This is a genomic window from Bdellovibrio sp. SBM16 (genome assembly GCF_056175625.1).
Genome location: NZ_JBJKJG010000001.1, coordinates 198,842 through 221,638, shown reverse-complemented (window position 1 = coordinate 221,638; position 22,797 = coordinate 198,842). Strand labels below are relative to the sequence as shown.

General features: G+C 43.5%; 24 protein-coding genes. 6 read left to right on the top strand and 18 right to left on the bottom strand.

Annotated features, from left to right (window positions below; all coding sequences use genetic code 11):
- Genes recO through AC04MM_RS00930 form a run of 4 tightly spaced genes read right to left on the bottom strand, consistent with a single transcriptional unit; the run spans position 1 to position 3,664 of the window.
- Positions 1–615 carry a DNA repair protein RecO gene (gene recO / locus AC04MM_RS00945; RefSeq protein WP_475378442.1) on the bottom strand — a complete coding sequence of 205 codons (615 nt, stop codon included), beginning with the start codon at positions 613–615 and terminating at the stop codon, positions 1–3.
- On the bottom strand, positions 608–2,323 hold the full coding sequence (locus AC04MM_RS00940; protein ID WP_475378441.1) for a CHASE domain-containing sensor histidine kinase: 1,716 nt from the start codon (positions 2,321–2,323) through the stop codon (positions 608–610). The genes recO and AC04MM_RS00940 overlap by 8 nt, the downstream gene beginning before the upstream one ends.
- A complete protein-coding gene (locus AC04MM_RS00935) occupies positions 2,295–2,660 on the bottom strand; it encodes a response regulator (RefSeq protein WP_475378440.1) in 366 nt (121 codons plus the stop codon). The genes AC04MM_RS00940 and AC04MM_RS00935 overlap by 29 nt, the downstream gene beginning before the upstream one ends.
- A 32-nt stretch (positions 2,661–2,692) precedes the next feature.
- Positions 2,693–3,664: a hypothetical protein gene (locus AC04MM_RS00930; protein WP_475378439.1), complete on the bottom strand. Its 972-nt coding sequence runs from the start codon at positions 3,662–3,664 to the stop codon at positions 2,693–2,695.
- Between the two features lie 149 nt (positions 3,665–3,813).
- Between AC04MM_RS00930 and AC04MM_RS00925 the strand changes: the two genes are divergently transcribed.
- Complete coding sequence (locus AC04MM_RS00925) at positions 3,814–4,425, top strand: hypothetical protein (protein ID WP_475378438.1); 612 nt, start codon at positions 3,814–3,816, stop codon at positions 4,423–4,425.
- Between the two features lie 99 nt (positions 4,426–4,524).
- Here AC04MM_RS00925 and AC04MM_RS00920 read toward each other — a convergent pair whose 3' ends face one another.
- Genes AC04MM_RS00920 through AC04MM_RS00895 form a run of 6 tightly spaced genes read right to left on the bottom strand, consistent with a single transcriptional unit; the run spans position 4,525 to position 10,735 of the window.
- Complete coding sequence (locus AC04MM_RS00920) at positions 4,525–5,049, bottom strand: NuoI/complex I 23 kDa subunit family protein (RefSeq protein WP_475378437.1); 525 nt, start codon at positions 5,047–5,049, stop codon at positions 4,525–4,527.
- Positions 5,050–5,058: 9 nt separating this feature from the next.
- Positions 5,059–6,657: an NADH-quinone oxidoreductase subunit G gene (locus AC04MM_RS00915; protein ID WP_475378436.1), complete on the bottom strand. Its 1,599-nt coding sequence runs from the start codon at positions 6,655–6,657 to the stop codon at positions 5,059–5,061.
- Positions 6,635–7,945: an NADH-quinone oxidoreductase subunit NuoF gene (gene nuoF, locus AC04MM_RS00910; RefSeq protein WP_475378435.1), complete on the bottom strand. Its 1,311-nt coding sequence runs from the start codon at positions 7,943–7,945 to the stop codon at positions 6,635–6,637. Before nuoF ends, AC04MM_RS00915 begins: the two co-directional genes overlap by 23 nt.
- Before the next feature lie 9 nt (positions 7,946–7,954).
- On the bottom strand, positions 7,955–8,428 hold the full coding sequence (locus tag AC04MM_RS00905; RefSeq protein WP_475378434.1) for an NADH-quinone oxidoreductase subunit NuoE family protein: 474 nt from the start codon (positions 8,426–8,428) through the stop codon (positions 7,955–7,957).
- A gap of 17 nt (positions 8,429–8,445) precedes the next feature.
- Positions 8,446–10,140 (bottom strand): NADH dehydrogenase (quinone) subunit D, encoded by a 1,695-nt coding sequence (gene nuoD, locus AC04MM_RS00900; RefSeq protein WP_475378433.1) that lies wholly within the window; start codon positions 10,138–10,140, stop codon positions 8,446–8,448.
- 1 nt (position 10,141) lies between these two features.
- Entirely contained in the window at positions 10,142–10,735 is a 594-nt protein-coding gene (locus AC04MM_RS00895; RefSeq protein ID WP_475378432.1) for an NADH-quinone oxidoreductase subunit B, read from the bottom strand.
- Between the two features lie 304 nt (positions 10,736–11,039).
- On the opposite strand from AC04MM_RS00895, the gene AC04MM_RS00890 reads away from it, so the two are divergent.
- Positions 11,040–11,687 (top strand): hypothetical protein, encoded by a 648-nt coding sequence (locus tag AC04MM_RS00890; protein ID WP_475378431.1) that lies wholly within the window; start codon positions 11,040–11,042, stop codon positions 11,685–11,687.
- Positions 11,688–11,701: 14 nt separating this feature from the next.
- On the opposite strand, the gene AC04MM_RS00885 is transcribed toward AC04MM_RS00890, so the two are convergent.
- The 6 genes from AC04MM_RS00885 to AC04MM_RS00860 form a co-directional block, all read right to left on the bottom strand.
- Positions 11,702–12,700, bottom strand: a complete 999-nt coding sequence (locus AC04MM_RS00885; protein ID WP_475378430.1) for a hypothetical protein — start codon at positions 12,698–12,700, stop codon at positions 11,702–11,704.
- A gap of 2 nt (positions 12,701–12,702) precedes the next feature.
- Complete coding sequence (locus AC04MM_RS00880) at positions 12,703–13,470, bottom strand: GYF domain-containing protein (protein WP_475378429.1); 768 nt, start codon at positions 13,468–13,470, stop codon at positions 12,703–12,705.
- Between the two features lie 122 nt (positions 13,471–13,592).
- The gene (locus tag AC04MM_RS00875) at positions 13,593–13,931 is read right to left on the bottom strand and encodes a DMT family transporter (protein ID WP_475378428.1); all 339 of its coding nucleotides are present in this window, start codon (positions 13,929–13,931) and stop codon (positions 13,593–13,595) included.
- A 161-nt stretch (positions 13,932–14,092) separates the two neighbouring features.
- Positions 14,093–15,118: a phosphonate ABC transporter, permease protein PhnE gene (gene phnE, locus AC04MM_RS00870; RefSeq protein ID WP_475378427.1), complete on the bottom strand. Its 1,026-nt coding sequence runs from the start codon at positions 15,116–15,118 to the stop codon at positions 14,093–14,095.
- Between the two features lie 30 nt (positions 15,119–15,148).
- Positions 15,149–15,937, bottom strand: coding sequence for a phosphonate ABC transporter ATP-binding protein (gene phnC, locus AC04MM_RS00865; protein ID WP_475378426.1), 789 nt, complete (start codon positions 15,935–15,937; stop codon positions 15,149–15,151).
- 40 nt (positions 15,938–15,977) lie between these two features.
- Positions 15,978–16,904, bottom strand: coding sequence for a phosphate/phosphite/phosphonate ABC transporter substrate-binding protein (locus AC04MM_RS00860; RefSeq protein ID WP_475378425.1), 927 nt, complete (start codon positions 16,902–16,904; stop codon positions 15,978–15,980).
- 123 nt (positions 16,905–17,027) lie between these two features.
- On the opposite strand from AC04MM_RS00860, the gene AC04MM_RS00855 reads away from it, so the two are divergent.
- From AC04MM_RS00855 to AC04MM_RS00840, 4 genes are read left to right on the top strand one after another with little or no spacing between them, the layout of a single operon-like run.
- Positions 17,028–17,738, top strand: a complete 711-nt coding sequence (locus AC04MM_RS00855) for an HAD family hydrolase (protein ID WP_475378424.1) — start codon at positions 17,028–17,030, stop codon at positions 17,736–17,738.
- 1 nt (position 17,739) lies between these two features.
- Positions 17,740–18,405 carry an SAM-dependent methyltransferase gene (locus AC04MM_RS00850; RefSeq protein ID WP_475378423.1) on the top strand — a complete coding sequence of 222 codons (666 nt, stop codon included), beginning with the start codon at positions 17,740–17,742 and terminating at the stop codon, positions 18,403–18,405.
- 11 nt (positions 18,406–18,416) lie between these two features.
- Positions 18,417–20,867 carry an ATP-dependent helicase C-terminal domain-containing protein gene (locus AC04MM_RS00845; protein WP_475378422.1) on the top strand — a complete coding sequence of 817 codons (2,451 nt, stop codon included), beginning with the start codon at positions 18,417–18,419 and terminating at the stop codon, positions 20,865–20,867.
- A gap of 7 nt (positions 20,868–20,874) precedes the next feature.
- The gene (locus tag AC04MM_RS00840; protein ID WP_475378421.1) at positions 20,875–21,330 is read left to right on the top strand and encodes a DUF4112 domain-containing protein; all 456 of its coding nucleotides are present in this window, start codon (positions 20,875–20,877) and stop codon (positions 21,328–21,330) included.
- Here the strand turns inward: AC04MM_RS00840 and epsC are convergent.
- Together epsC and AC04MM_RS00830 are read right to left on the bottom strand one after the other, a co-directional pair.
- Positions 21,322–21,831, bottom strand: coding sequence for a serine O-acetyltransferase EpsC (epsC, locus tag AC04MM_RS00835; protein WP_475378420.1), 510 nt, complete (start codon positions 21,829–21,831; stop codon positions 21,322–21,324). The two genes, AC04MM_RS00840 and epsC, sit on opposite strands and share 9 nt — an antisense overlap.
- Entirely contained in the window at positions 21,816–22,796 is a 981-nt protein-coding gene (locus AC04MM_RS00830) for a 3'-5' exoribonuclease YhaM family protein (protein ID WP_475378419.1), read from the bottom strand. Before AC04MM_RS00830 ends, epsC begins: the two co-directional genes overlap by 16 nt.
- Position 22,797: the final 1 nt, after the last annotated feature.

Below are 22,797 nucleotides of genomic sequence, written 5' to 3'. Positions count from 1 at the left end.
TCAGAAACCAGTGTCGGCATTTTTAATATAATGCAGCACCTGTGATTCAATTGAATCAGCGTAGTTATCTGCAATTTCGCCCATCTCAGGCAGTTGATCTAACTGATCTGAGTCAGCCATGTTTGCTTTTAAAAACGGCGCCATCCAGTCTTCAACAGAGATAACCCCCTGCTGAAATAAAAATTTAAGGCAAAAATGTAATTTAAACCGCTGCAGATTTCGGGTTTTTCCAAGCATCCGCAGCGAATGCCCGATCAGGTTGAATAAAAAGTGTGAATCAGAATCGCCTTCTTGCGAGACTTTGTAGGCGCAGTTCAACATGAACAGAGCAAATTCTAACTTATCAAAATCGGCCCTGATATCTTTAAAATCATCAATCAAGACCGCTTCATTTAATACATTTAAGGCATCTTCTGATTTACCTTGCTTATAACTTAAATTTACAAAGTGGGTCGGCTCTAAGATGCCACCGCCAAAACGCTTCTTGCTCTTGAGAGCACCCCGGGCGATGAAAGACTTTTTAGCCCCCGATACCGATAAGGCATGAATGATCAAATCCGCTTCTGCGTACTTGGTCTTTTTCAGAATGATAAACTTATCTTGCAAATCAGACATTACGCGGAACCTTAAAAATGAACTCTGACCCTGCTCCAGGGTTACTGATTACACGCACTGATCCCCTATGGGCGGTGATAATCTGATGAACGATATACAGGCCGATTCCCAAACCGCCATAACTTTTGCTGGATACTCCGCGCTCGAACTTGTTGAATATCTTCTTCTGAAACTCCTCAGAAATACCGATCCCGTTGTCCTTAACAGCGAAGATAACATCATTACCTTCGGCCCGTAAATTGACCTCGATAATCGCTTGATTCGAAAATTTAACCGAATTACTTAAGCAATTGGCGATCACTTGTTCGATTCGCTGGGCATCCCAGTTAACGGTAATATCCGGCTGCAGATTTAACTGCAAAGAACAGTTATTCGCTTTAAAGACCGGTTCAAATTTTTCTACCGTCGAACGGATCAGTTCATCAATTTTAAATTCTGAAAAATTATACCGGTAATGCTCTTCGCTGATGCGCCCGACATCCAGCAAATCATCAATTAGCGACACAATGTGGTTTAGATGTTTATTGGCGTTATCTAACAACTCCATCACCTTTTGTTGGCTAAACTGACCCGTCTGCATCAGCTCTTTCACCAAAAAGATCTCCATCTTAAGCGGAGTCAGTGGCGTGCGCAGCTCATGAGAGGCCACGGTCATAAATTCTTCACGTACTTTCGTTGCCGTTTCTGCAGTAACGCGTGCCTCGCGCTCATCAATAAAGAACGTAACGACTAACATCAATAACAACACTGTCAGAGCGGCAAAATAAGGAATAGAAGGATGAATCACCGATTTAAACTGGGCCGATGGAAAATGTGTCATTTTCCAGGAACGTTGTCCGATCGAAAGCATAGTCGTCACGACCAGTTCGTCATTTAGATTTTCAAGTTGTGACGGATCAAAAGGCTCTATTTTTCCGTCGATAGAATTAAATTTTAATGCCCTAAGAACCCCGGGTGTATCGGTCACTTCTTCAATAACAAAATCGACACTGTCAGCCTGCGAAGCACCGATGGCCGCTTCGATAAATTTCTTTAGACGAAAAACAGCGACGGCCATGCCCTCGGATTTCTGAATATTGAGATAAACCACAAACCCCAGGTCTCCCTGGGCCAGCTGCAACCAAGGTGAGACTCCGACCCCTTTACTTTGAGCTTCCCTTAAGGCTTCATTGGCTTTCGGAGTAAAGCTAATGTCATAACCCAAGGCCGCAATATTCTCCTGCAAGGGCTCGATAAAGTTTAATACGTAGTAGTGATCGCGAATGGCCGCAGGACGCATTTTTCCGTCGGACCCCTGCTCTTTAAGGGTAAAGTTAGCAAAGCCCTCACGCTGCATCTGCGCTTCAAATTTAGAACGGTCACGGCCCTCGATGCGGATCATGTGCTCAATCGCCAGCAGGCCCGAATGGCGTAACAGTGAGTTAGTGACAAAATCTTTGAACTGCTGGCGGGTTGTATCGGGATGGGTGAAAAACAGATTTTGCACTGAATACACAACTTCCAGGTTTTGTTGAAACGATTTTTCTAAAAGAGCTTCTACCGATTTCGCCCGAAAAGCGACCTTGGCAATATCTTTTTCTTTGATAAATTTGGCAAACACCAGGTAGGCAACGAAGGCCATGGCAAAGCTAAGCAGCAGAAACAAGTAGTGCAGCGAGAGAAATTTATGACCGCGGCCTTTAAGGATTAGTTTGATAACGTTCTCCAATAATCGAAAGCAGCTTTGACACGTCGAAAGGTTTTAACAGCGTAGTATATTTTTTAACTTCGTCTGCTTTATTACGGGCCGCCGTCATCACGATAATCGGAATTTTAGAAATTTTATCGCTACTTTCTGCGGTACGCATAAACTCGAAACCATCCATCACCGGCATCATTAAATCCAGAAGAATAAGCGACGGTGCCGGACCACGGATGATCATCTCTAAGGCTTCTTTGCCATTAGACACACAATTTACATGGTAGCCTTGCAATTCTAAAATCATCTTGATCGAAGACTGAATGTCTTTATCGTCGTCGACAATTAGCACGTATTTTTCGCTCACGTCTTAATATACAGTTTAGTCGGCTAAAGGTGTCAAGAAATAGCCCAGGTAGACTGCTCCGTAAGAGTGTCATGAACATCGCTGATTTTCTTTATAGAAATTTTATTTAGGGCGTTTACGCTAATTACCAATAATCCCATCATCAGATCGCTGCTTTTTGCCTCAGGCCACCATGCCGGAATTGAGTCAATAACCCAACTCGGAAGTTCGCTTGGAGCAAAAGCCTGCTCTGAACTCAAATTTAGGTGGGCCTTAAGTGCAGAGCCCGCAACGGTTTTCGAAAAAAGAACCATGCGGTCCTTTAAAGTGGCCGGTTTACTGGCATAGCGGTTAAAAAAATTTAACAGGTGGGCATCGACCTCTTTCAGGAGCGGTGTGTTGTCAACGGCCGGCTTTTCTGCGCTAAGGTAGTCAGCTGCTTGGCGCAGGTTGTTTTGATAGTGGCCGATCAGCGACGGTGTTTTTAACTTTTCACTGTGAAAAACCAGACACTGTTCACGTGAAAACAGGGTTCCAACTTCAACTATCACGGCATAAGCGCTTTGCTTAATAAGCTCAGCATCCTGGGCGGTAAATTTTGATTTTACTTCAACTGAAAAAATACGTTTTGCTGTCAGGCTTTTGTGGATTTCCTGGCGCTGCTGATGATTTAAAAGGATTTCACCGGTAATTTCGTTTTCTGACGACCACAAAACGAAATTCACTTCATGATCAAATGGCGAGATATACTGCGCGAAATTCTCGTTTTCTTTTTTAAAAATCAACGGTGTCTGCAGGCGGTAAAAATGCGGAAGCAGATATTCCTGCAAACTTGTACCTGCCCGAACAATGCCGATCTTCGGACGATGTGATAAAAATTGCAGTAAACCAAAGCACAGATCATAACCGGCAAACATCAAATTTTCAAAAGCACGCACTTTCAACGCCGTACCAAATTTTTCCGAATAGCCTGCGGAAAGCTGCTCGTTCAGGGCCTGGTATTTTTCGGCATTTAAGTAGTTCATGTTTCTATTTCAAACTGAAATTTCATAAATGCCAAAGCCAATCATTTACTGGCTTCTTTCATTTAGACTAGACCACGGACATACGTCTTATGGCTCTCGCCAAGTCATCTTTGCTCAGCCATAATATGTCTCTAGGGAGAATTTCTGAGATGAAAAAATTATTGCTTTTAGTATTGTTGTTTCCGATGAGCTCGTGGGCTTTATTCACGGCGCGCGCAACCTATACCGGACTTGTTGCCAAAGATACTCTAAAAAACGCCTGCGCCGGTACACCCTGTGATGGCCTGGCTCCTGATATGGTTCCGCTCTATGGTTTAGGTGCGGACGTTATCGTTAAACTTCCACTGGTGCCGATCGGCTTTGGTTTACGTACCGAAAAACTTGGTCTTGATGTAAATAAAAACGGTGTTGAAGGCGAAGCAGATTTCAGTCGTACAGCGGCGTTGATTAACTACCGTTTTATCGACACGGTCATTCATTTTGGCTTGATTGCATCTTACGGTTTAGATCACAGCGCCGGTCTGAAGGTTACGCAAAACGGAACGAATCACGTCGATTACGGTGGCGGTGATATTAAGTCGTCTTCGATCGGATTAGAACTTCAAGTAAAGCCGTTAATCGTATTGCCATTGATTGTTGGTGCGGAGACCGGCCTAATGAAAGCTGAATGGAAAAATGCCCGTGACTCTGTCTCATCAAACACAAAAACTATCGATTTAGACAACACCTACATTAAATTTTTTCTGGGCCTGGATATTTAACCCTGTGTTTTTTTGCCAGCGACATAACAAAAAAGGAGAAGTTTTCACTTCTCTTTTTTTGTTTTACAACTTATCTAATTTAACTCAGGACCTGGCACCCTAGATACCAGACTTCAAACGTTCTTGATCATCAACAACTGACTGTACGCCGCCTTTTAAACCCGGGCGGTATGCTAGTTGTTTGATGTCGTAAGTAAAGTTCGCACCATTTAAACCCGGAGTTTGCCACTCAGGCCCTAAACGGATGGCATCTACCGGACAAGCCTCTTCACAGAAACCGCAGAATACACAACGTAGCATGTCGATTTCGTAGCTAATTGGGTATTTTTCAACGTGTGGATCTGGATGCTCAGAGGCTGTGATTTTAATACAGTCGGCCGGACAGTTCGTCGCACATAACATACACGCCGTGCAGCGGATCGCGCCGTCTTTTTTAACCGTTAAGATGTGATTGCCTTTAAAACGCGGAGAGTAGTCATACTTCTCTTCCGGGTAGTTCAAAGTGATCATTTCTTTTTTGTTAGCAATGTTTTTTACCATGTGCTTCATCGTGATCCAAAGACCAGTGAAGATTCCCGGTAAATACCATTTTGATTTTTCAGAAGTGTTTTGCATTACAGCCATGGTTTACTCCTACAATTTCCCACGTTGGAAAATGAATTCATTTTTCTTACGGAAATCCAGCGTTACTTGGTCAGCTGGTTTATTAGCTGCTACAAATAAATTTTTCGGACTTAAAGTCTCGATTTTGATCTCTTGGCCAGCCAATAAAGCCGCGGCTTCAACCACAGTTAAAGCTTCAGAAACAACCGTCGTAACTTTTTTGAAAGTCTGAGAAACACCAGCGTGATTGATGAATGTTCCTGATTTTTCAACGAAAGTTTTAAGCGGAATAATTGTCGCTGATTTTAAGTTTTTATTAGCACTTAGCGAATCAACTTTAGCCGATGTCATGTAAATTAAGTTCGCAGCTTTCGCAAAAAACTCTAATTTCTCGTTAAAATCTTTGTAAACCGGAACGTTCTCAGGACCAACCACGACTAGATGTTTAACGTTAGCCGGATTTAAATCAGAAAACTTAGTTGAAATTCCGTGTTTAGCAAAAACTTGTTGCAAACCTTTTGTGTTCGGGTTTTTGTCGCCGCGAAGTAAGATACCGTCAAATTCATTGGCTTGCGCTTCAGAATTCCACCAGTGGTAGATGTTTTTAGTTTTGTAAGTGTTTACGAATGTTGAAACAATCGCTTCTAATTCTTCAACGGTGTGCTGACCGGTTACAACTAAAGCTACATCATTACCTGCAGCACCTTGTAAGCTTAATGCCGCGTCTTTTGCTGCTGCACCTGCGTGAAGTTCAGTTTGCCATTGGCCATTTGCTAATTTGTGGCCTTTGATCATGCGGTGCTCTTTATTTACAAATTTATAGATGTCACGACCTTCATCGCACATCCAGTGACCGTTGATGGCATCGTTACGCTTAGGTTTAACACGGAAAATACCCTCTTTATTGAAGTACACTTTCACGTTACAGCCCGTCGAACAACCGTTACAAACAGTCTCTTGATCTTTTAAAAACCATACACGTTGGCGGAAACGGAAGTCTTTAGACGTTAAAGCGCCAACCGGGCAGATATCAACTGTGTTTAATGAATATTTATTATCTAATGGTTTACCTGCGTGCGTACCGATCTCGGCGTGGTCACCGCGGTTAAAGATTCCAAGTTCGTGTGTCTTCGAAACCTCATCAGTGAAACGTACGCAACGCGAACAAAGGATACAACGTTCAGAATCTAAAACCACAGTTGGCCCTAGATCTACAACTTTGTGTTTCTTTTGTTTTTTCTCAGCCATTTCAGAGTTGTATTTACCAAACTCCATGTACTGTTCCTGTAAACCACACTCACCGGCCTGGTCACAGATCGGACAATCTAAAGGATGGTTGATTAAATGGAAATCTAAGCCCCATTTAGCCGCGTCTTTTACTTTTTCAGACGTATTATTAACTTTCATGCCTTCGGTCACAACCGTGTTACACGCGATTTGTAGACGTGGATTTCCTTCGATTTCCACCATACATAAACGGCAAACACCGGCAATGCTTAAACCTGGGTGCCAGCAATAGTGGGCGATCTTTTGTTGATTTTCATACATCGCTTCGATAATTGTCGTTCCCGGTTTTACCTGAAGAGCGACACCGTTAATTGTACAATTAATGAGAGGCTGTTGCTGCATATGCATGTCCTTTGTACGCTGTACCTTTTACTTTAGATTTGCCTTCTTTAACGAAATATTCAAATTCATCGCGGAATTTAGTCACGAAGCTGATGATCGGTAATGCAGCTGCATCAGATAACGCGCAGATTGTTTTACCTTTCATGTTATCAGCAACTTTTACCAATAACTCGATGTCTTGTAAGCGACCTTTACCAGCTAAAATCGAGTGAACGATTTTATCTGCCCAGCCAGTACCTTCACGGCATGGAGTACACTGACCGCAAGATTCATGGTGGTAGAAGTGAGTTAAGTTCGCTAAACATTCAACCATACATTTAGAATCATCGATCACGATAATCGCGCCTGATCCTAACATTGTTCCGGCGGCTGCTAAATTTTCATAATCAAGTGTCGCTTTTAAAGCTTCTTCAGCAGTTAAAACAGGAGCCGATGATCCACCAGGGATAACCGCTTTTAATTTTCTTCCGTTTTTAATGCCGCCACCAAGATTCATGATCATATCTTTTAATGGATATCCCAATGGCACTTCGTAGTTACCTGGTTTATTTACGTTGCCAGATAACGAGAATAATTTTGAACCTGCCGATTTTTCCGTACCGTATTTACGGTAGCCTTCAGCGCCGTCGCGGATAATGTATTTTACTGCGGCTAATGTTTCTACGTTATTAACGATGGTTGGTTTTTTTAAGTACCCCTGAACTGCCGGAAACGGCGGTTTTAATTTAGGCTGACCTTTTAAACCTTCAAGCGAAGAGATCATACCTGTTTCTTCACCGCAGATATAGGCACCGGCTCCGCGGTACACATCCATATCGTGGTCAAAACCAGAACCTAAGATGTTTTTTCCTAAGTAACCGGCCTTGTAAGCCTCTTGAATAGCATTAACTAGTGAGTTGATTGAATCATCGTACTCACCGCGCACGTAGATATAAGATTTTTTAGAGTTGATCGCAAAAGCTGAGATAATCATGCCTTCGATTAATTGGTGAGGAGCACGCTCCATCATCATACGATCTTTAAAAGTACCCGGCTCGCCTTCATCGGCATTACATAATAAGTAACGCTCTTCATTGTTCTTAGGCAAGAAGCCCCATTTCATGCCTGTCGGGAAACCCGCGCCGCCACGGCCTCGTAAGCCAGAGGCTTTAACGACATCAATGATCTCCTGAGGTTGCATTTTCAGAGCTTTAGCAAGTTCAACGTATCCACCGTTTTTCTTGTAGCCTTCGATGCCTTTGAATTCTGGTAAGTGATAAAATTCTGTAAGGTATTTTACTTCGCTCATGTCGTGTCCCTACTTCAAACCGCGGATGATATTCATCGCTGATTCATGTGTTAAATTCTCAAAGTATTTATCCCCGATTTGCATCATAGGGGCTGTTCCGCAAGAACCTAAACACTCAACTTCAGTTACGGTGAACTTTCCATCTTTTGTCTTTTCACCTAGGCGCGTACCTAACTGTGAACAGATGTGCTCAGATAATTCTTTGGCGCCATTTAAGTAGCAAGAAAGTGTACGGCACACCTGGATGTGGTGGGTACCGATCGGCTCTTTGTTGTACATCGTATAGAACGTGCAAACTTCATTGATGTTTGCTTCCGGAATTTCCATTACGCGAGATAATTCTTTGATGACCTCTGGAGAGATATAACCTTTGTTTTCAGCCTGCGCGATGTAAAGCGCAGGAAGAACCGCTGATTGACGTGATTCATATCTTTTCAATTCAGCTAAAACTTTTTCTTTTCCTTGGGCAGATAATTGAAACATTTTTCTATTCTCCTAAACTATCTGTCTAACTCACCGGCGATTAAGTTCATCGAAGCTACAGTTGCGATCGCATCTGCTAACATTGAACCCTTAACCACTTCTGGGAATGATTGATAAATTGCAAAACATGGCGGACGTACTTTTAAACGGTACGGAGAAGCTGAGCCGTCAGAAACCAAGTAGAAACCTAGTTCGCCGTTAGCAGCTTCAGTCGCCGAGTAAATTTCGCCAACCGGAGGACGAAGACCTTTAATCACCAACATAAAATGGTTCATTAAACCTTCGATGTTACCATAAACGTCTTTTTTCTCAGGAAGGACAACGCCTTTATCACGAACTGTCCAGTCACCAGATGGAACGTTTTTGCAAACTTGTCTGATGATACGGATTGATTGGCGCATTTCTTCGATACGCACTAAGTAACGGTCGTAAATATCACCAGTTGTTCCAACTGGAATATCAAAATCTAATTTTTCGTAGCCGTAGTAAGGCTGTGCACGACGTAAATCTAAGTTTACACCAGAAGCTCTAAGTAACGGGCCTGTGTAACCCCACTCGATCGCGTCCTGGGCAGAAACCGCACAAACTCCTTGGGTACGTTTGATAAAGATTTTGTTGCCTAATAACATTTTAGAAATTTCTTCTACGCCGTCAGACATCTCATCACAGAAGCGAAGAACATCATTAAACCAACCTTCTGGAGCGTCGTAAGCCATACCACCAACGCGTGTCATCGCCACAGTTAAACGGGCACCACAAAGTTTTTCAAATAAAGCATAAACTTTTTCACGGAAAGTAAATAAGTGGAAGAACGCTGTTAAGGCACCTAAGTCAACGCCGCCAGTACCAACGGCAATGATATGATCGATCACGCGAGACAGTTCGCAAAGAATCACACGCATCGCTTGCGCACGTGCCGGGATTTCTAAGCCCATTAAGTCTTCAACTGCACGGCAGTAACCGACGTTATTCATTGGCGCTGAACAGTAGTTCAGACGGTCAGTGTACGGGATTACCTGGTTGTACGGATGGGTTTCGGCCATTTTTTCGAAACAACGGTGCAAATACCCAATTTCAGGCATTGCACGCACGATGGTTTCACCATCCATCTCAGCCATTACACGAAGTGTACCGTGCATCGCCGGATGCGAAGGACCGATATTTAACGGAACATATCTGGAATCTAATTGGTCACCACGTTGTTCAGGCGTGTTATCAAAGTGAATTGGCAACACCGAAGTACAGTGCTGTTGACGATCTGCTTCGTAATCTTTACGCAACGGATGGCCGACAAATTGGTGGTGAGTTAAAATTTTTCTTAAATTCGGGTGACCAGAAAATTTGATACCGAACATGTCATAAGCTTCACGCTCAAACCAGTCAGCACCTTTCCAGATCGTTGTCGCTGTCGGCACAGAGTCACCGTCAGCTACTTGGGTTTTCACACGTAAACGACGTGCATCTGAAGAACCGAATAGGTGATAAACCACATCAAAACGCTTCTCGCGTGTCGGGTAATCCACACCGCACACGTCCATTAAAAAATTATAACCTGCGTATTCTTTTAAATATCTTAAAAGCGCGCTTACAGTTTCTTTCGGAGCTTCGACAACGTGATCACCAACTGGTGTAGTAGAAAATTTAAATGCGTTATCACCGAACTTTACGGCGATGTCAGATTTCAATGTTGCTAATTGTTCTGCTGATGACATCTTACACTCCTACCGGACGAGGCGTAACAATACGCGTGGAAGTTAAAGAATCCGGAACCGTGTTTGCGTTTACTTCGTAAGGAGAAACCCAGTTGTCTTTCCATGGACGTGGCGTTCTGTCTTTAATCATTTTTTGTAAGGTCATCACGCCATCCAGAACAGCTTCAGGAGTCGGAGGACAACCTGGCACATAAACATCTACGGGAATAACTTTATCGCAACCCTGCAACACGTGGTAAGCGCGGTAGAAACCACCAGAACTTGCACAGGCACCCATTGATAAAACATATTTTGGTTCTAACATTTGCTGGTAGATACGAACTAAAATCGGTGCCATTTTTTCTGTGATCGTTCCGGCAACAACAAGTAAGTCAGCCTGACGTGGAGAGAAACGTACAACTTCCGCACCGAAACGGGCTAAGTCATATTTCGGTCCCATCACCGACATTAACTCGATACCGCAACAGGCTGTACCGTAAGGCAGTGGCCACAAAGCATTTCTTTGTCCCCACGCTGCGATCGCATCAAGTCGCGTTGTTAACGCGAACGACTTTGACATATCTTCTAAAGATTTATCAGACACTGTATCCGACATATGAACCTCTACTGGCACTCGACCAGATAATGAAATCAGGCACCGCCTGATTTTAAATAATCTCAATTGGTTTTCAACGACTCATCATTACAAAAATCCTGAGTAATGACAACGACATAACGTGCTATATGCGCAGTCATTTTTGATCGGCTGACAGCAGACCTTTTGCTAAAGTTGGGCCCAATTTACGACCGTTTATTAGTTGTGAATTTGGCAATGCCCCAGACCTTTGTCCCCCCCAGAAAAGGTCCCATTTTGCGAGTGGCAATTAGTCAGTGGCAAAACTTTGTGCTAAAATTAAAATATGTTTTCTAAAAAGCTGACTATTTTTAGCGTAATTGTGGCCGTGATGATTATCATTCTCACTGAGCCCGCTTTGGCGCGCAAAAAGTTTAAAGGCTTCAGCTTCAAAGGCAAAAAGACTGCTTACAAATCGAACAATAAAGTTATGAGCGCAGGGTTTTCGCTGATTGGCAGCCAGGGAACAATGGGAAATGGCCTTGAGGATGCCCCCGACCGCGATATGTATTTTTATCCGCTACAATTGTTTGTTGGTGTTCGCATGGGAAAGATCCGCCTGTCGGCAGTTGCCGAGTACATGCAAAGCTCACAAATTACCCTGGCCGAAGAAGTTGGCAACACCAACGTAACCGGCAGTGGCGTAGCGTTTGGCCCCCGACTTGATTATTATGACGGCAAACAGAGCTTCGGTGTGTTTTACCGCACAAGTCACACCTACCAGCTGGAAAAGCCCGACATCAATAATGCCATGCAGGCTTACAAAGCAAATAACGGCTACACCATTCAGTATACCCGCCAACTTAAGGGGCGATTAGGATTTGTACTAGATTATACCCAAGAAGAATTTTCCGAGAGCCTGGACACGGCCCCCGTTAAGTGGAACCGTGCAGGATTTGGCTTGATCTATTCGAATTTTGATTCTGCCAAATAATTTTTACTTTTAAATTATGTAGCGCCGTTTGGTTTATAATCTACCGTTACACGCTCGTCGGCAGCAGGAATTGCATCGCCGTGGAATTTTAATAAATAAACCGTGTGACCGTTATTTACTTCGGTTTCCAAAGTCCAACCGTTAACGGCATCTTCATGGATGGCGCGGCCACCGACAGTGACAACAATCGTTGCTTTGTTCGGAATATCTTTAAAACGGTAAGCTGTTAACTGACCGATGATTTTGGCTTTGATATTTGCCACCGCCGCGCTTAAATCCGCTGAGCAGATCGAAGACTTAACGCCTTTTGAAGCATCGACGAGTTTAATAAACTGCGTACCGATTGAAACATGCCCACCTAATACATCACACGATTGGTTCGTCAAAATCCCGATGTAATTGGCAATCCAGCCACGTGTGCCGTCATCAAACAACGGCTTACGCTGATTCAAATAATTTACAAAATCATCATTATTCGGGTTGCCAAATTCAGAACTCTGATCGACTTCGTCACTGATGAAAATTACTGAAAACAGAGCATCGTCACGCAAGAACTGATCCGGATAATCGGTCGATGTAACCAAACGCAATGAATCAAGACTGCGCTCTAAATCCGAACCTGACTCACCGACGATGATTCGGTTTGGCAACAGATTTACATTCGCCTTCGTCAGGTAATGTGGTGTTCCCACCAGTTTTCGCGACGACGGATAATCAGAATTTTTTGCCATGGTCGATGTCGTTACCGCGATACGGTAATCCATACCAAGGCTGTTTAAGGTATCTATCATATCCTGAACTTTTGCCGCCAGCCTTTGCTGGTACTGCAGCATTGATTTTGAATTATCAACGACGAACAACAGATCAACTTTGTTATTGTAAAAAACCTGACCCGAAAATGCATCGTTCTGCTGGGGCAAAGCAAAACTTGTGGCCGCTTTAGAGCAACCGGTTGTATTCAGCATCGCCACAGCCAATGCTGCTAACATTAAGATGGTCGTGGTTTTTTTCATAATTATGCCGCTTTCTTTTTAGTATAATTTGCAATATACGTTTTTGCGGCTGCGGAGATTTTTAAAAACTGAACGCCGTAAATGTTACCTTTTTTAGAGACAATTTTACAAATAGCATTGAATGCCGGAACTTCCGGAGCCGGCTTAAAATGCAGATACACCTGCTGATCTTTGTCAAACTCAGCATCTTCGATCATAAGACCCGCACCGCCTTCAGAAATTTCCACGCCAACAGATTTGTAGATCTTCTTTTTATCGTGAACAATGGCATGCGAATCAACTTTGGCACGGGCATATTTACGTCTGAAAAACACTTTATCTGCAGGGTCTTTTTTCTGAGAATATTTTTCAAATAACAGGCGGATTTCCTGGACAGAAAACTCCTGCACTTCAGCCAATCTCTTCCACGAAGTCATATTTTCGTGCCAAATAAAATCAAACTCATGCAGAGTTTTACTTTGCAGCATCTGAATTAAATCTAATTTTGAAAATGGGCCGTAATTGTTGTTTTGCTTTAACACAAACCACTGGCGGCGCTTAGCCGCATCAACATCAGGCTTGTCTTTGACAACGGCCAGAGGCGTCTGGAAACTTTTATTAAATAGATGTGTAAACGGGGCGTACTCCATCAACAAAACCCAGTCTTCGGCTTTATCGTCGTAAATGTAATCGTGCCAATTAATTTTTTGCGAAGTTAATTTCAATTCAATTTCTTGAATCGTAAATGGTCCCTGTTGTTTGCCTTGGCTTGCGATGTAGTAAGTCGACATACACTTTCCCCTATTATTTCAAGACTCATATCGGAGACCCCGACCATCGTCTTAAATTTTTTTGAAAGCGTACAAAGTTTGTACAGGACCAATTGCCCTGTACAACAGTTCAACAAATTTATTTAACTTAGCTTTAAGCCAATTATTGAAACTAATAACAATGTCAGAAAAAACAGGCGCGACAGCGTTACCGCCTCATGAAAAAGCACAATACCTAAGATCGCCGTCCCCAGCGCGCCGACACCGACCCACACGCCGTAGGCGGTGCCGATCGGCAGAACCTGACTTGCCCGGGCCAGCAAATACATACTGATTCCGAGCGTGACCAGAGTAAAAACACTGGGACCTATTTTGGTAAAACCTTGGCTGTATTTAAGACCGATCGCCCAGCAGATCTCGAATAAACCTGCGATGATAAGGACGATCCATGCGGATGTTGTTGAAAGACCTGTGTTTGCCATAAAAAAACGGCTCCTTTCTCGTTCGATCTGCCTTATGGCAGATCTTGGTTAAAGTAGAGCCGTCTTTGCGTTTTCCCTGGTACGGATCCTCTCGTCAGGGGATTGTTTTGATTCGCCTTCGGCGAACCTTATTCTAAAGGGCCGACCTACCGGTCGTCCTGCTATTTAAGGGCTTCGCGGATGTACGCTGAAGCTTGGTCCATCGCCCATACAACGATAGCGATAACTACGATGATAGTACCTACTTCTGGCCACATCGCTTGTCCTTGATATTGTACCAGTAATGTACCGATACCGCCACCACCAACTAAACCGATGATGGTTGCCATACGTACGTTGATATCCCAGCGGTAAACCGTAAACGATACGTAAGGTAATACGACTTGAGGCACGATCGCGTACCAAATTGTCTGAAGTTTATTGGCGCCGCACGACTGAACGCCCTCGATCGGACCTTCGCTGACGGTTTCAACCATTTCAGAGTACTGTTTAGCTAATGACGCAATTGAATGGATCATTAAAGCTAACATACCGGCGAATGGACCGATACCAACCCAAACCGAAAAGATGATCGCCCAAACTAAAGCTTCGATCGAACGCATGACGTTGAACAGTGTACGCATCGCCAAGTAGATCGAAAAACCCACTTTGCCGGTCATAATATTTTTCGCCGAAACGAACGATAAAACAAACGCAAACGGAATAGCTAAAGCCGTAGCTAAAAAGGCCATAAAAATGGTTTCGATAATATTTAAGATGGCTTTAGGTAAGATTTCCCAGTTTGGCGAACCAATACCTTTAAATAAACGAATGGCTCCGTCAAAGCCGTCTTCATTTAATAATTCATAAAGAGAAAACTTAGTTTTAATGATACTTACGATCATTAAAACCACTAATAAAACAACCAGCTGCCAGGCAGAAAATGTTTTATACCATGCCACTGTCTCTTTCGCCTTTTTGTACGGCGGTTGGAAAAGCGCTTCACCTAAGGTGGTGATTTTCATTTTGGTTAAAGCGTAAGAAACAAATGTACCTAAAATAAAAGCCGCAGCAAAGTAGGCTACGTTAACTTTCATGTTTAAGGCCTGTTCATCAGTCGGGTTGATAATCCATACTGCCAACGAGGCGATAAGGAATGCGAATGTGAATCCGTCTAAAATACTTCTTCTAATAACGTATGATTTCATAGTCTAACTGCGTCTCCTCGGCGTCCGCCGTTAGTTGATGTGTACTTCTTTAGCGCCAGCGCCGTAGATTTTTTCAAACCAAGCTTCGTCGATATTCTTCGGATCACCTTCGTAAACAAGTTCACCACCTTTAAGAGCCACAACGCGGGTTGCGTATTGGCGCACTAACGATAAGAAGTGAAGATTACATACGATTGTGATGCCTAATTCTTGATTTACTTTTCTTAAGTAATCCATAACCACGTGACAAGTAGCTGGATCTAAAGACGCTACTGGTTCGTCGGCTAACAGGATTTGTGGATTCTGTGTAAGTGCTCTTGCGATCGCCACACGCTGCTGCTGACCGCCTGATAATTGATCGGCACGGATATGTGCTTTATCGGCGATACCAACCAGTTTTAAATACTTCATCGCCTCTTGAACATCAGCGTCCGAGAACATCCCGAACAAGCTTTTCAGCGTTGAAGTTTTAGATAGTTTACCCATCAAAACGTTACTAAGAACCGAGTGACGTGGGATCAGATTAAAATGCTGGAAGATCATTCCAACGTTTTGACGAAGCCATTTGATTTCTGATGAAGAGTCGATTTTAGCTAAGTCTTTTTCAACGTTGCCGTCATTGAATACCATTTCACCAGCCGTTGGTTCGTGTAAGCGGTTAATACAACGTAACATCGTTGATTTACCTGAACCTGATAGACCGATCACAACTAAGAACTCACCTTTTTTTACGTCGAAGCTAACGCCTTTAAGCGCTTGCACACCGTTCGGGTAAGTCTTTTTTAAGTTCTTAATACTTAAGATGGGTTTTACTGACATTATATTTTCCTAAAACTTTTTGTTTCGTGCTCAGCACGAATTACTTTTTCATTAAATCGTCTGGGTTCACGCCAACTGTTTTTAACATTTCACGAACACCATCGTAATCTGCATCAGTTGCTTTTTTCAAATCAGTTACACCGTAGATTGATTTGAAAGCCGCTTTACCGTCTTCAGTAGATACGAAAGCGATGAAAGCATCAACGATTTTATTCTTCATTTCTTCAGGCATATCTTTTCTGAAGATGATTGGATCGTTCGGGATGTGCTGAGATAAATCGATGATAGCGATTTTTTTCTCTACATCTGGGTACTGAGTTTTAACTAAACGACGAGCGTCTTCGATTTCTTCAGTGCCTGAAGCATTTTTTGAAGGTGGAGAGTAGAACGCAGCACCTGCATCAACCTGACCTTGATAAACCATTGAGATCACATTGTCGTGTTTTTGGGCGAAAACAGTTTCTTTTGCTTCTACGTTTTTATCTTTCATAGATTTTTGCGGTAAGATGTAACCAGAAGCCGATGAAGGATCTACGAAAGCTACTTTTTTACCGGCTAAATCTTCTAATTTTTTGATTGGGCCATCTGCTTTAGCAACGAACATAGACTGGTAAGTGGCAGCACCGTGACGCAACACTGTTAATTTAGCTTCGGCACCGTATTTGTTGTTAGCTAAGATGTAACCGAAAGTGTTAATCGCAGAAATATCCGCACGTTTTGTACCGAAAGCTTCGATAACCGCTACATACGATTGCGGGATCGTTACTTCGTATTTGTAAGGAGTTGCTTGTTCTAAATACTCTTTAAACTTTTTAGAGTTATCCTCGATAACTTTTGCGTCCACAGAAGGAACAAAGTGTAATTTGATTGGGTTTTCTGCTGTGCCAAGCTCAGCTTTGTTTTTAGTACAGCCTACGATTGATAAACCAACCATTGTAGTGACGACGATGCTTAAAAAGTTTTTCATAAGTCTCCTGTTATTAAGATTTTTAAGGCTCGCAAACCGTACCAAAAAAGATTTCTAATTCCAAGTATAAGATGGTACGTTGTTTTTATGACTCAACCCCAAGATCCCGCCTTTAACCAGACCTTGAAGCAAAGTCTTAAAACAATCCTGACAGAGGCTGCTGAAAAACCACGCACTGTGTGTGTTTTTGACCTCGATTCAACACTTTTTAATGTAAGTCCGCGCACCCAAAAAATCCTGCATGAGTTTGCCGAACTTCATAAGCCGGAGCTTAAAAAAGTAGAGATTTTACACACTGATTGGGGACTAAAAGAAGCTCTGGTTCGCGCCGGTTACGGGTTTGATGAAAGCCCTGAATTGCATCATACTTTGCGTGATTTTTGGGTCGAACGTTTTTTTACCAATAGCTACTTACATTACGACATTCCCTACCGCGGAGCCGTGCCGTTTGTGCAACGACTGTTTGCTACCGGCTGCGAGGTTCACTACCTGACCGGCCGCGATGTTACCCGTATGGGCACCGGCACGTTAGAGGTGTTATTAAAATGGGGGTTTCCGGTCAGGGAAGGCTGCCTGCATTTAAAACCGCACCGCTCGATGGATGACCATATCTTTAAGGTCGACTGGGTGGTTGAGCGTTTTCCAGTGGCAAAGTACCCGCCCGACAGCGCACCGGTGTTCTTTTTTGAAAACGAACCGGTCAATATCAATGCCTTGGGCAGGGTCCGACCGGATATTCATATTGTTCAGCTCGACACAACCCATTCGCGCCAGGAAGAGGTTAACGTGCCGGTGACTAAAGTTTCAAATTTTTATCTCGAAGAGGAAAATTAGCATGTTGTATTTAGTGGCAACTCCGATTGGTGCAACCTCTGAGATTACTCTGCGCGCGCTTGAAGTCTTAAAGTCGGCTGATGTGATTTTATGCGAATCAACCAAAGAAACATCGAAGCTTTTAAAACAATTGGATATCAAAGCCAAAAAATATGAACTGTTAAACGAGCACTCAACGCTTGATGATTTAAAACGCTTGGCCGAAATGTGCAAAAACGAAACGGTGGCCTTGGTTTCTGACTGCGGTACTCCGGGATTTTGTGACCCGGGAAATGATCTCATCGGCCTGTGCCGCAAACAGAAGATAGCGGTAAAGTCGGTTCTGGGGGCTTCGTCGCTGATGGGATTATTGTCTCTGACTTCGCGCCGTTTGAACGAATTTGTGTTTCGCGGTTTTTTACCGGCCGAATCTGAAAGCCGTGCTAAAGAATGGCAAAAACTGACCAGCGAAAAACGCGCCATCATCATCATGGATACACCGTACCGTCTGAAAAAAACGATCGATGAATTAAACCGCCATTTTGTAAAACGCCCGGCCCTGTTAGCTTTGGATTTATCGCAGGATAACGAACTGGTGTTAGAAGGCACTGCCAATTACATCCTACAGAACCTTGACCGTGATAAGGCAGAATTTATGCTTCTGATTTATCCGGACGAAAAAGTGTAATACGTTTTCACATGCAAGCCTTACCGATTGACCCGCATTTAGATGATATCGTGGCTAAGATTTCCGGCGCTAAACCGGTGATCCTGACAGCCAGTCCCGGTTCAGGTAAAACCACACGCGTTCCGGCCCATTTATTAAAGGCGGTCAAAAACCAATCATCGAAAAAAATTATCGTGATTGTTCCGAAAAGAGTTTCGGCTTTATCTGCAGCAGACCGCATTGCCTCAGAAAACAACTGGGCTTTGGGAGCCGAAGTCGGCTATCAGGTCCGTTTTGAAAATAAAATTTCCGCTCAAACGCAGCTGATTTTCATGACTGAGGGGCTATTTTTAAAGCGCATTCAAACCCCGGGCTTCTGGGACGAAATTCACACTTTGATTATCGACGAATTTCACGAGCGCTCGAGCTCGATCGATCTGATTTTAGGGCTTAGTTTCGAGCAAAAGATCATGGGCCGCGAGCTGCAGCTGGTGATCATGTCGGCGACTTTAAATGTACAACAGCTTAAAAATTTTCTGGGCGACAGTGTCGTTTTTGAAATCGAAGCCCCGCCGCATAAGTTAGATATTGTCTATTCAGATAAAAACCAAAAACTGATCTGCGATGATTTGTTCTACAATCATTTAAAAGACACTTTACTCAAAGCCTGGAAAACAGCGCATAAAGATATTCTGGTCTTTCTGCCCGGCCAACGCGAAATTACCCGCTTTAAGAACCTGATTCAGCCGCTATTTCCTCAGTACCGTATTGAAATACTGCATGGCTCGTTAAACTTAAACGAACAAAAGCAGATTGTGCGCAACGACTCAGGCTCAGGGCGCAGAATTATCTTAAGCACCAACGTCAGTGAAAGTTCGATCACCGTATCGGGGCTGGATTGTGTGATTGATTCAGGCTTAGAGAAAAAATCTTACCGTGAAAACAAGGTCGGCTTTTCAGGTCTTGATCTACAGCGTATTTCGCTTTTTTCGGCAAAACAGCGCGCCGGCCGTGCCGCCCGCGAACAGGCCGGAATTTGTTTTAAACTCTGGCATGCCAGCGACGAAATGTCGATGAAAGAGCAGATCGAACCTGAGATTTTAAAAACCTCACTTTTGGAAGAGGCACTGCTACTCTACCAGCAGGAAGTCACCGATCTTGAAAGGTTTTCGTGGTTAACCAAACCTCCGCTATTAACGTTGAAGCAGGCGCGGGCAAAACTTCTTAAATGGCAGTTGATTGACGAAAAATCCAATCTTACCCCGCTGGCAAAAACTGTTTCTAGGTGGCCGCTGTCGGTCGAGAATTCAATCTTGCATTATCAGCTTTCGCGCCGCGGTTTCGAGAAAGAATCGGCAAAGCTGATTGCGGTGCTGGAATCCGGAAGCGCTGAATCTGTATTAGAAAAAAATAAAAATTATTCCGGCTCTGATGTGGCCAAGATCGCCGATCAGCAACCGCTCGATTTTATGAGCGAGCGCATCTACCAGCAGATCCTCGCGAGCTGTAAAATCAACGATCAGCAGTCAGCCAGCGGTGATTTTGAAAAAAATCTTATCCAGGTTTATGCCCAATTTTTCCCCGAAAAAGTGGCGTTTGTAAAAAACAAAACCAATGCCGTTTCTATGTTTGGCCGCGGTTTACAGGCCTCACCGGGATCACAGGCTGCAAACTCTGATTTTTTTATTGCGCTTGCCGGCCGCGAGAATCATTCACAGTTTACCCAGGTTACCTGCGCCTTGGGTTTTGATAAAAAACTTGCACAAGAAATATTTGCGCCTCTGGCCAGCAAACAAAGCGAAGTGCATTACGACTTTGAAAAGCATGAATTTTTTAAAACCGAACAACTTAAGTTTGAGACTTTTGTACTTAACGATTACGGCAAGTCTCGCCTGAGTGCTGACGAACTTAAGAATAACTGGAAAGAATTTTTTAAGAAGACTCCTCTGGATTTTTTAAAAATTCATCCGAACTTTGAAAAGATCAGATCGCGTCTGGATTTTTTAACCCGAAAAGATCTGAAAGAGATCACCTTATCGGATTTGGCAAAAACCCAGATTGCAGGCTTTGAAGACCTGCTGACTGATTACATCTTACAGGGCTATGACCACTTCGAAGATTTTAAGCACAGTGATTTATTTTACTTAAGTTACCAGGTTCTCAACGAAGAACTTTGCGATTTACTGCAGAATCTTCCTGAAGCGGTTAAATCCCCGCGCGGGCGCAGCCATCCTGTCAATTACAGCGATGAAAAAGCGCCGTTAATATCTCTTAAAATCCAGGACGCTTTCGGCTGGAAGGATACTCCGAAAATCTGTCACGGAAAATTCACATTAACCCTTGAGCTGTTGGCACCAAATATGCGACCAGCTCAGATAACCAGCCAGTTGGGGCTTTTTTGGAAAAGCAGTTACGCCGATGTCAGAAAAGATCTGCGCGCCCGCTACCCAAAACACGATTGGCCGGAAGACCCTTCGCTTTAGGTAAATTATGCAAAGATTAAAAGAACAACATCCTCTGCTTTACAAGATCAGCACCTTAATGGACAGTCAGTTTAAAATATTCGGCATCAAATTCGGCTGGGATTTTATCCTAGGCTTACTTCCGTTTTACGGAAACGTTGCCACCACATTTATTTCTTTATTCACTGTTGTGTATGCGGCCACCCACGGTGTATCCGCGGTCGTTCTGGTGCGTATGCTTTTAAATATCAGCATTGATATGATTATCACGGCGATTCCGGTACTGGGAAATATCGGCGATATTTTTTGGCAGGCTAACGCAAAAAACTATCAGATTATGAATTCTTACCTGGAAAACTCAGCGCGCACGATCAAACGTTCGTGGGTAGCCAATATCACAATTGTTGCAGTTTATTTGGCCATTATCGGGCTGATCTTTTACGGCTTATACCGCTTAACCGTTTGGCTGATTAATTTATTTTAGGGTAATCGACTGTGGAGCAACGATAACCGAATTTGGCGGTACATCTTTGATAACGACGGCATTAGCGCCGATTTTTGTGCCGTCACCGATAGTGATCGGACCTAGAACTTTTGCACCGGTACCGATAAGCACATTATTTCCTACGGTTGGATGTCGTTTTACCGGTTCGAATTTCATTCCGCCTAAGGTAACCCCGTGAAAAATCACACAGTCATCGCCGATAACTGCAGTTTCGCCGATCACACAACCTACGCCGTGATCGATCACCAGGCGCTTTCCAATTTGGGCACCGGGATGAATTTCAATACCGGTTAACGTGCGGGAAATATCCGCCACTAAGCGGGCGAAAAAAAATAACTTACAGGTATAAAGCGCATGCGCAATACGGTGAAAAAACACCGCCCGTGGGCCCGGATACAGCAATAAAATCTCAAGCATTGATTTCGCTGCCGGGTCATAATTTTTATATGCGCGTAAAAAGCTGATCACTTTAAATTCCATTTCGTCTTAAGATCATCTAAATAGAAGTAGCGTTCGAAATTTTCGTTAAAGCGCGACCAAGACTCTCCGCTTTGACGTTCCTGGTTGATAAACGACATCATTGTGTCCATTTTTGAATCCATATCGTCGATCATTGCCACCACTAAGGCTTCCGGAAACATCGGCACCTTTGGTGAACCGTACTCAAGCTTTCCGTGATGAGCTAAAATAATATGTTTTAAAATCATGCGCAGATCTTCAGGAAAACCTAGAATACGCTGCGATTTTTTCTCGACCAGCTCGCAGGCTAACAGCATATGTCCTAACAACTGCCCCTGAGCGGTGTAATAGATCTGCTGCTGTTCGGTCTGATCCAGCTCCCAGATTTTTCCAAGGTCGTGAAAGATGGCGCCGAAAATCAAAAGATCTCTGTTGAGATAATTGTAGTGTGACGCCATAAACTGCATCACTTTACAGATTGAAACAATGTGCTCTAACAGGCCGCCGCGATGAGCATGGTGAATCGTCTTAGCCGCCGGCGCTTTTAATAGGCGAGACTTGATGTCTTCGTCCTGCAGGCAATCCTGCATCAGTTGTTTAAGCGGTAAAATTTCGATTTCTTGCACCATCTGGCAAAGTTCGGCATACAGCGCATTTGCATCGATAGAACGTTCTTTGATTTTAAAATCGTCTTTATTAAGCCCCGGGTCTTCTACTTTTTCTAACCGGTGCACGATCAATTGTTTACGCTGATTGTAGATCTGGATGACACCTTTTACTTTGATCAGATCGCCGATTTCAAAGCGTGTCTGCAAATCATCGATATTATCCCAAATACGGCCATCGAGCTGGCCGGACTGGTCGCCGATTAACACCGTTAAAAACGGTTTACCGGTTTTACCGACGCCTAAAACCTTATCTTTAACTAAAAAAATACGATCTTGAACCGGATCTTTATCATTCAAATTTTTAATCGGTGTAATCATA